Source organism: Amycolatopsis kentuckyensis (assembly GCF_002155975.1).
Lineage (GTDB): Bacteria > Actinomycetota > Actinomycetes > Mycobacteriales > Pseudonocardiaceae > Amycolatopsis > Amycolatopsis kentuckyensis.
The window spans coordinates 1-8,810 of record NZ_MUMI01000426.1; the positions used below are offsets into that span (position 1 = coordinate 1).

Sequence of the window (8,810 nt, forward strand, 5' to 3'; positions counted from 1 at the left end):
GCGCCGGGTCGGGGTGGCCGATCGATGACCTCAGTTGTCGCGACCGCACATGGTGCGCCTCCCTTCACGACCTCGGGCCGGACCGGCTCCGTCACCGGCCGGACACCATGAGTATGCGGACCGGGGGCGGGATTCCGCGCACTGGGCCGCGTATTCGTGACGTCCTCGTGGCACCACGGCACTGGGTGCTGTGGCGCCAGGGCCCGCGGGTGATCGTCTACTGCCTGGCGAGCGAAGTGGCGGCGGTGGCGCTGACGTTGCGCCCGTCCCCGATCGCGGTGGACCGCCGGACGCTGTCGATCCTGCTGGTGCTGCTGGTCCTCGGCGTGGCGCAGTCGGAGACGGGCCGCCGCGTGGAGCGGATCCGCCGTCGCGTGTCGGGGACCCCGCACATCAACATGACGTCGGTCTGGACGTTCGCCGGCGTGCTCCTGCTGCCGCCGCTCCTGCTGGCGGTCCTGGTCGGCGGCCTGTACGCGCACCTGGCGATCCGCAGCTGGTACCGCCTGCAGCGGGTCCCGGCCTCCCGCACGGTCAGCAACGCGGCGATCATCGTGCTGTCGTGTTACGCGGCCCAGTCGGTCCTGCGGGTTTCGGGCTTCGCCGACGTCCGCGCGGCGACGACCCACGGCTGGGCGGGGACGTTCGCGATCGCGGCGGCGGGCGTGACGTTCTTCGCGGTGAACGCGCTCCTGGTCCTCCCGGCCCGCCGCGAAGTCGGCCGGACGCCGGAGGCGCTGTTCGGCACGTGGGCGGACAACGGCCTCGAGGTGGCGACGCTCTGCCTGGGTGCGCTGAACGCGGTGGCGCTGGCGACGTTGCCGGGCCTGGTGGTGCTGGTGTTCCCGCCGTTGCTGCTGTTGCACCGGACGGTGCTGGTGAAGCAGCTGGAGGTGGCCGCGCACCGCGACGAAAAGACGGGGCTGTACAACACGAGCGGCTGGCACGCCCTGGCGGAGCGGACCCTGGCGGCGGCGTCCCGCCAGGGTTCGACGTTCGGCTTGCTGATGCTGGACCTGGACCACTTCAAGCAGGTGAACGACACGTACGGTCACCTCGCGGGCGACGCGGTGTTGAAGGCGGTGGCCCAGTCGATCATCTCGGCGGTCCGCGGCCGGGGTGACGCGGTGGGCCGGTTCGGCGGTGAAGAGTTCGTGGTGCTGTTGCCGGGCATCACGCAGCCGGACATCGGCCCGGTGGCGGAGCGGATCCGCCGGGCGATCAGCGCACTGAAGGTCCCGGCTGGTCAGCTGTCGATCACGGGCCTGACGGTCTCGATCGGCATCGCGGTGTACCCGACGGCGGGGACGTCATTGCAGCGTCTGCTGGACGCGGCGGATACGGCGCTGTACCACGCGAAGGCGACGGGCCGGAACAAGGTAGTCCACGTGGCGGACCTGGTGTGAGGGGTCAGGCGGTCCGCTGCCGCCGCCCGGCGTCGAGCCCGAGCATGGCGAGCAGTTCGGCACAGTCGTGGACGTCCGAGGAGTGACCGGCCACGGTGAGCACGGCCCGATCGTTCTGTTCGCCGAGGCGCACCGCCTCTTCAGCCCGGATAACGCCCATCCGGCTGTCTTCGTCATTGGCAAGGGAACTGCCACTACGCCGGGCCCAGGTCATCTGGCCACCTACTTCCGACTCCGCGGGTGCGGAGCCATGGTTGGACCCCAAGCATGACACTTACACGAATTTCACCCACAAGTGGCCCCCACCACAGGCCGCAACCACCCCGGGCAGAACCGAACACAGCAGGTGAGCGCCCCGGGCGAGTCCATCCACCCACCCGGACGACCCAACACCACCCCCAGCACCCAGCCCCACCACCGGAGCAAAGCACCACCGGAACGACCTCATGCCCCGGAGACCAGATCAAGCGGGCACGTGGAGCAGGCCGCCGACCGTCAACCGCGCAAGCGAATCGGCGGCCCCTCATACCCCGAAGAAGCCCCGGCAACGCCCTGTCTCACCCCCAGAACGCCGGCTCACCACCCAACGCAACCACCCGGGGGTCCAGGGGGGCGGAGCCCGCCCTGGCGGGGGTTTGGGGGTCCGACCCCCAAAGAACACGACAGAACGAAGGGAAGGCCCAGCCCCGAAGGGGCGTGGGCCTTCCAGCGAAGTGCCGTGGAGGTGCCGGGAATTGAACCCGGGTCCTCTGGCGTATCAACAGGACTTCTCCGTGCGCAGTCCGCTACGTCTCTGCTTGGCTCCCTCGGTCACGCGAACAAGCCGAGGTGACGAGCCCAGCCACTGTTTGCTTCACGACTGTTCCCCGTGGCCGGGACAGTCGCTGAGCCTCCTAGCTGATGCCGGTACCCGGGCCGGAGGCGAACCCGGGCCGACAGAGTCGCACTCGCTCAGGCGGCGAGGGCGAACTCGCGCTGACTGGAGTCGGCGCTTATTTGGTTGCGATGACGCTTACGGTGGTCTCTCGCCTGCACCGGCACGCTTCTCCTGAATCAACGTCCAAAGTCGAAACCGTTCACCCCCTTGTTGGGTCGTCGACCATCATAACGCGCGCCGCCACCTCTTTAGTCCGGGTGGGGTGGGGCCAGCCCTACCGCGGGGATGCCCGCTCGCACCATGTCGCCGACCTCGGGAAACCGCGATGCTGGTCTCCGTGGAAGGGAGTGCGGTCATGGTGAGCGAAAGGCGGGATCCGCCGTTCGGTGGTTCGGTGGTGTTCTTGCTGATGAACCTGCCGTTGGGGGTGCTGGCGTTCGGGTTCCTCACGGCGTTCGTCTCGGCCGGTGCCGGGACCGCCGTGGTGTGGGTCGGCGTGGGTCTGCTCGCCGCGGTCGTGCTCGCCGTGCGGGGGGCCGCTCGCCTGGAGCGGGCGCGGGTCTACGCGCTGCTGGACCGCTACATCGACCTGCCTTACCTGCCGTTGCCGGCCGGCAAGCAGGCCGCGCGGTGGAAGGGGCGGCTGAAGGATCCCTCGACCTGGCGGGACCTCACTTATTTCGCCCTGCTCTTCCCGGTGGGCCTGGTCGAGTTCGTGCTCGTGACGACGTTCTGGGCGACGAGCCTGGCGCTGGTCGGCCTGCCGGTCTACTTCCGGTGGCTGCCGGGCGGGGAGTACCGCTTCCCGGCCTGGGAGGTGCCGTGGCTGACCGTGGATTCGACCGTCGAGGCGCTACCGTGGGCGGCACTCGGGGTGTTGTTCGTCGCGTTGTCGGTGGCGCTGACCAAGGCGCTGGCGGGCGTGCACGCCCGGCTGGCGACGGCGTTGCTGGGGCCGACGGTGGCGCAGCGCCGCCGGATGGAGCGCTGGTGGGAAGACGCGGAAGAGAAGAACCTGGTGGCGGGATGAGCGAGGCGCAACAGCTGGAACACCCGCGGCCGCACCCGGCTCGCACGATCCTCTACATGACCGTCAGCTTCGTCTTCCGGCTCCTGCAGTTCGTGCTGATCGTTACCGGGATCGCGGTGGGGGTCTCGACGGCGGTGATCTGGGTCGGGTTCCCGATCCTGCTGGCGACGACGAGCTTCGTGCGCTGGTCGGGTGACCGCGAGCGGGAGTGGGCGGGCAAGCTGCTGAGCGTGCCGTTGCCGCCGGTGGAGCGCCGCTCGGTCGAGGGGCAGACGCTGGTGCGGCGGTGGGTCACCCGGTTGAGCGACCCGTCCACGTGGCGTGACCTGGCGTACCTGATGGCGGTGTTCCCGCTGGCGTGCGCCGAGTTCGCGATCGCGCTGGCGTCGATCGTGCTGCTGCCGATGGCGATCTGGGTGACGCCGTGGCTGGGCTGGCTGCACGGCGAGCTCGCGCTGGCCCTGCTGGGGCCGGACCGCACGAAGCGGCTGGTGCAGAAGGCCGAGCGGCTGCAGGCGTCGCGGGCCCGCGGTGTCGACGCGGCCGAAGCCGAACGCCGTCGCATCGAGCGTGACCTGCACGACGGCGCGCAGCAGCGGCTGGTGGCCGTCGCGATGAGCCTGGGCCGGGCGAAGTCGAAGTTCGACCAGGACCCGCAGGCGGTGCGGGACCTCATCGACGAGGCCCACACGGACGCCAAGCTCGCCGTGTCGGAGCTGCGGGACCTGGCGCGCGGCATCTACCCCGCCGTCCTCGGCGACCGGGGGCTGGACGCGGCGCTGTCGGCGCAGGCGGCGAAGTCGCCGATCCCGGTGGACGTCTCGGTGGACGTCGACCCGCGCCCGCCGGCCGCGGTCGAGACGACGGCGTACTTCATCGTCGGCGAGACGCTGACGAACATCGCGAAGCACTCCGGAGCGACCGAGGCCGGTGTGAAGGTGTGGCGGACCGACGACCACGTCGTCGTCGAGATCACTGACAACGGTCACGGCGGCGCCGAAGTGCGGCCCGGCGGCGGGCTGGCCGGCCTGGCCGACCGCGCCGCGACCATCGACGGCGTGATCACCGTGGTGAGCCCGGTGGGCGGGCCGACCGTGATCCGGGCTGACCTCCCTTGCCAGTGGTGAATGGATAGGCTGGACCCCGTTCATCCACGAGCTTGGGGGCCGGATGCGGGTAGTCATCGCCGAGGACGCCGTGCTGCTGCGGGCCGGGGTGACCCGCCTGCTCGCCGACGAGGGCATCGAGACGGCCGCGGCCGTCGACAACGGGGACGACCTGCTCGGCGCGATCAAGGAACACCGTCCTGACCTGGCGATCGTCGACGTCCGCATGCCCCCGACGTTCACCGACGAGGGCCTGCGCGCGGCGCTGGCGGCGCGCAAGGAGATCCCGGGCCTGCCGGTCCTGGTGCTGTCGCAGTACGTCGAGGAGTCGTACGCCGTGGAGCTGCTCTCGGGCGGCGCGGGCGGCGTCGGTTACCTGCTGAAGGAGCGCGTGGCGGACGTCGCGGACTTCCTGGACGCGGTCCGCCGCGTGGCGAACGGTGGCACGGCGATCGACCCGGACGTGATCGCCCAGCTGATGGCCCGCGGCCGCCGCAACCCCCTGGACGCGCTGACGGCCCGCGAGTCCGAGGTGCTGGGCCTGATGGCCCAGGGCCTGTCCAACACGGCGATCGCGAACTCCCTGGTCGTTTCGCACGGCGCGGTGGAGAAGCACATCGGCAACATCTTCTCGAAACTCGGCCTCGAAGCCAGCGCGGAGGAACACCGCCGCGTCCGCGCGGTGCTGACTTACCTGGGTCGTTGAGCGACGGACGGTGACCGGAACTCCCGTAGGGTGGACAAGGAGTCACCCGTTCCGCGGGCGGCACCCGGGTGAGCGCTCACCTACCATGAGCGGACCTGTCGGCGAGAGGAGCGCGCAGATGTCCGACGAGACCCGCTGCGTCCGCTTCTTCGGCGGCCCGCTCGACGGCCGCGTCCAGGAGCTCGGCGACGCCGAGCCGATCCCCGGCACCGTCATCCGGCACATCCACCTGCACGGCGGCCCGAAGATCGAGACCCGCTACGAGCTCGGCCTCACCGAGCGCGGCTGGGAGTACCGCCTCGCCGCCACGCAGCACGAACCCGAACCGGACGGCCTGCGGTAGTAGGGAGAACCCCCGTTTCCACCGGGGGTGAACAGGACCCCCGACAGACCGGGCAGCACCGCTGTTTTCGGCGGTCGGACCGGCCAGGCTGAACGGCATGCAGACAGCGGGCCGGGACAGATTCCTCGACGTCGTCCGGGCGGGGGCCATCCTCGCCGTCATCGCCCAGCACTGGACCATGCCGGTGCTCTCCTACTCCGACGGGCACCTCGCCACCGGCAACGCCCTCGCGACGCCGGGCTGGTGGGTCGTCACGTGGCTCAGCCAGGTGATGCCCCTGGTCTTCTTCGCCGGCGGCGCGGCCAACCTGATCTCCTTCCGCCGCGCCGCCTCCACGCGGCTGTGGCTCGCCGGGCGCATCAAGCGCCTGATGGTGCCCGTGCTGCCGCTGATGGCCGTCTGGCTGATCGTGCCGGACTTCCTGCGCGGCCTGGGCGTCCCGCCGCAGCCGTTGCAGGTCGGCAGCGCGATCGCCGCGCAGCTGCTGTGGTTCCTCGCGGTGTACGTGCTCGTGGTGCTCCTGACGCCGCTCATGGTCGCCGCGCACCGGCGGTGGGGGCTGAAGGTGCCGCTCGTCATGGGGACCGCAGGCGTCCTTGTCGACGTCGCGCGCTTCAACGACTTCGGCTACATCGGTTACGCCAACGCGATCTTCGTCTGGGTCGCCGTGCACCAGCTCGGCTTCCACTACGTCGAAGGCCGCCTCGGCTCGCTGACCCGCCGCGGCGCGCTGGCGCTGTCCGCCGCCGGGTTCGGCGTCACGGCGCTGATGGTCGCGTTCGGACCGTACCCGGCCAGCATGATCGGCATGCCGGGCGCGCCGGTGTCGAACATGAGCCCGCCGACCGTGCTGCTCGCCTTCCTCGCCGTCGGCCAGATCGGCCTGCTGCTCGCCTTCCGCCCGCAGCTCAACGCGCTCGCGGCGCGCCCCGGCGTCGGCGACGCCCTCGGCTGGCTCGGCGCGCGGTTCATGAGCGTCTACCTCTGGCACATGCCGGCGCTGGTCGTCGTGGCGGGCGTGACGGTGTACGGCCTCGGGTACGAAACCCCGGCGCCGGGCACGGTGTTCTGGCTGGTCATGGCGCCGGCATGGTTCGCGGCGTGCGGGTTGGTACTGTTCGGCCTGCTGCGGTTGTTCGCGCACTTCGAGATGCGGCGCGACACCGGCGAACTCACCGCCGGGACGCCGCAGCTCGTCGTGGCGGGCCTGCTGGCTTCCGGCGGCCTGCTCGGCCTCGCGGCGCACGGGTTCGCGCCGCTGTCGGACGGCATCGCGGGCGGCCCGGTGCCGTGGGTGGTCCTCGCGACGGCCGGGTTCCTCCTGGCGGGCAAGCAGATCCCGGTGGTCGACCTGCTGGGCCGCGCGGTCACCGTGAGCGAGCGGGCGGCGCTCAAGCGTTGAGCAGCCGCAGCGGGGTGTCGTGGAGGACCGCCCGCAGGAACGGCTCCCCCAGGCGATCGTCGGCCGCGGCCCAGCCGGCGATCGCCTGCAGCTGTGTCACGTACGGGTACGGGATGTTCGGGAAGTCCGTGCCGAGCACGACCCGGTCGGCGTACTCGGCCAGCCGCGCCGTCCAGTCCGGCGGCAGCGGCGACATCGCCTCGGCGAACGGCACCCCGACCATCGTCGTGTCCAGGTGCACCCGCGGGTACTTCGCCATCAGGTCGAACGCCGTCCCGAACTCCGGCATCGCCGCGTGCGCGAGCACCGCCGTCAGGCTCGGGTGCCGCGCCAGCACCTCACCGAACACCGACAACCCGGTGAAGTCACCCCGCAACGGACCGTGTCCACAGTGGACGACGACCGGGACGCCGGCGTCGGCGAGGGAGCCCCACACCGGCTTCAGCAGGTCGTCACGCGGGTCGTACGCCCCCACCTGCACGTGCGCCTTGAACACCCGGGCGCCGGCCCGCAGCGCACCGTCCACAGCGGACCCGGCGCCGGGCTCGGGGTAGAACGTCCCGGTCGGCACCGCGTCCGGCACCCGCGCGGCGAACTCGAGCGCCCACTCCGTCAGCCACTGCGCCATCCCCGGCTTGTGCGGGTAGACCAGCGGCGCGAAGCGGGTGACCCCGAGCGACCGCAGCGTCTCCAGACGCTCCTCTTCGGACGTCCGGTAGAACACCGGCCACTCGGTGCCGTAGTGCGTCGAGGCCGCGTCGAAGTACGCCCAGACCTTGTCCATCACCGGCTTCGGCAGGAAGTGGACGTGCAGGTCGACCAGGCCCGGCAGGCCGAGTGCCGCCGTCCAGCGCGCGACGTCCGCGTCGGAAGCCGGGCCCGGCGTCACTCCGTGAACCGGCCCTTCAGCGCGCGGCCCATGGCCTTCCTGATGTCGCGCTCCGCGTCGCGCTTGGCGAGCGTCTGCCGCTTGTCGTAGGCCTTCTTGCCCTGGGCCAGCGCGATCTCGACCTTGACCTTGCCGTCCTTGAAGTACATCGACAGCGGGACCAAGGAGAGCCCGCTCTCCTTGGTCTTGCCGATGAGCTTCTCGATCTCGCGCCGGTGCAGCAGCAGCTTCCGGGTCCGCCGCGGCGTGTGGTTGGTCCACGTGCCCTGCGTGTACTCCGGGATGTGCACGTTGCGCAGCCACACTTCGCCGTCGTCGACCGTCGCGAACGCGTCCGCCAGGGACGCCTTGCCCTCGCGCAGGCTCTTCACCTCGGTGCCGACGAGCACGAGACCGCACTCGTAGGTGTCGAGGATGGAGTAATCGTGCCGCGCCTTGCGGTTCGACACGATCACCTTCTGGCCACGTTCCTTGGGCATACGACCACTCTACGTGATTCCGACGGCAGCGAGCAGCGGGTTAAAACTAGTGCCGGACGTACAGCCGCAGCGTGACGTAACCGGTGATGGCGGAGATCACCACGGACACCCCGAGCAGGATCGGCGCGACCGGGAACAGCAGTTCCAGCGTGGTGATCTTCGGGAAGACGTCGCCGGTGAACACCGAGTCGAGGAAGCTCACCTTGGTGAGGACCAGCATGATGATCCCGAGGACCGCACCGACCGCGCCGGCGACCACCGCCTCCAGCAGGAACGGCAGCTGCGTGTACCACCGCGTCGCGCCGACCAGCCGCATGATGCCGACCTCGGTGCGGCGGGTGAACGCGGACACCTGGATCGTGTTGGCGATCAGCAGCAGCGCGGCGATGGCCATGATGAGCGCGGCGCCGAAGGCCATGTTGCGGACGCCGTTGAAGGCGTTGAAGACGCGGTCGAGGAACTTCTTCTGGTCGTCGACCTTCCGCACGCCCGGCTTGTTCCCGTACTCCTGCACGATCGCGTCGCTGCACGCGAAGCTGAAGGACCCCGACCGCAGCCACGCCATCCTGCAG

At 70.6% G+C, this 8,810-nt stretch carries 10 protein-coding genes and 1 other RNA gene; 6 read left to right on the forward strand and 5 right to left on the reverse strand.

What is annotated here, in order from left to right; all coding sequences use genetic code 11:
• The first annotated feature begins 167 nt into the window (after nucleotides 1-167).
• A complete protein-coding gene (locus CCN39_RS34880; protein WP_086849327.1) occupies nucleotides 168-1,406 on the forward strand; it encodes a GGDEF domain-containing protein in 1,239 nt (412 codons plus the stop codon).
• Nucleotides 1,407-1,410: 4 nt separating this feature from the next.
• On the opposite strand, the gene CCN39_RS49690 is transcribed toward CCN39_RS34880, so the two are convergent.
• Nucleotides 1,411-1,620 (reverse strand): hypothetical protein, encoded by a 210-nt coding sequence (locus CCN39_RS49690; RefSeq protein WP_143264264.1) that lies wholly within the window; start codon nucleotides 1,618-1,620, stop codon nucleotides 1,411-1,413.
• 502 nt (nucleotides 1,621-2,122) lie between these two features.
• Nucleotides 2,123-2,490: a transfer-messenger RNA gene (gene ssrA / locus CCN39_RS34885) on the reverse strand.
• 148 nt (nucleotides 2,491-2,638) lie between these two features.
• On the opposite strand from ssrA, the gene CCN39_RS34890 reads away from it, so the two are divergent.
• The 5 genes from CCN39_RS34890 (at nucleotide 2,639) to CCN39_RS34910 (ending at nucleotide 6,870) form a co-directional block, all read left to right on the forward strand.
• The gene (locus CCN39_RS34890) at nucleotides 2,639-3,313 is read left to right on the forward strand and encodes a sensor domain-containing protein (RefSeq protein WP_086849341.1); all 675 of its coding nucleotides are present in this window, start codon (nucleotides 2,639-2,641) and stop codon (nucleotides 3,311-3,313) included.
• Nucleotides 3,310-4,440 carry a sensor histidine kinase gene (locus CCN39_RS34895; RefSeq protein WP_086849329.1) on the forward strand — a complete coding sequence of 377 codons (1,131 nt, stop codon included), beginning with the start codon at nucleotides 3,310-3,312 and terminating at the stop codon, nucleotides 4,438-4,440. Before CCN39_RS34890 ends, CCN39_RS34895 begins: the two co-directional genes overlap by 4 nt.
• A gap of 43 nt (nucleotides 4,441-4,483) precedes the next feature.
• Nucleotides 4,484-5,125 (forward strand): response regulator transcription factor, encoded by a 642-nt coding sequence (locus CCN39_RS34900; RefSeq protein ID WP_086849331.1) that lies wholly within the window; start codon nucleotides 4,484-4,486, stop codon nucleotides 5,123-5,125.
• A gap of 118 nt (nucleotides 5,126-5,243) precedes the next feature.
• A complete protein-coding gene (locus tag CCN39_RS34905; protein ID WP_086849333.1) occupies nucleotides 5,244-5,468 on the forward strand; it encodes a DUF8847 domain-containing protein in 225 nt (74 codons plus the stop codon).
• A 97-nt stretch (nucleotides 5,469-5,565) separates the two neighbouring features.
• Nucleotides 5,566-6,870, forward strand: coding sequence for an acyltransferase family protein (locus CCN39_RS34910; protein ID WP_086849334.1), 1,305 nt, complete (start codon nucleotides 5,566-5,568; stop codon nucleotides 6,868-6,870).
• Here the strand turns inward: CCN39_RS34910 and CCN39_RS34915 are convergent.
• The 3 genes from CCN39_RS34915 to CCN39_RS34925 all read right to left on the reverse strand — a co-directional run.
• Nucleotides 6,860-7,759: an amidohydrolase family protein gene (locus tag CCN39_RS34915; RefSeq protein ID WP_086849336.1), complete on the reverse strand. Its 900-nt coding sequence runs from the start codon at nucleotides 7,757-7,759 to the stop codon at nucleotides 6,860-6,862. The genes CCN39_RS34910 and CCN39_RS34915 overlap by 11 nt on opposite strands.
• Nucleotides 7,756-8,238 carry an SsrA-binding protein SmpB gene (smpB, locus tag CCN39_RS34920; RefSeq protein WP_086849338.1) on the reverse strand — a complete coding sequence of 161 codons (483 nt, stop codon included), beginning with the start codon at nucleotides 8,236-8,238 and terminating at the stop codon, nucleotides 7,756-7,758. The genes CCN39_RS34915 and smpB overlap by 4 nt, the downstream gene beginning before the upstream one ends.
• Before the next feature lie 46 nt (nucleotides 8,239-8,284).
• Nucleotides 8,285-8,810: FtsX-like permease family protein (locus tag CCN39_RS34925; RefSeq protein ID WP_143264265.1), on the reverse strand; the 526-nt coding region annotated here is incomplete at its 5' end.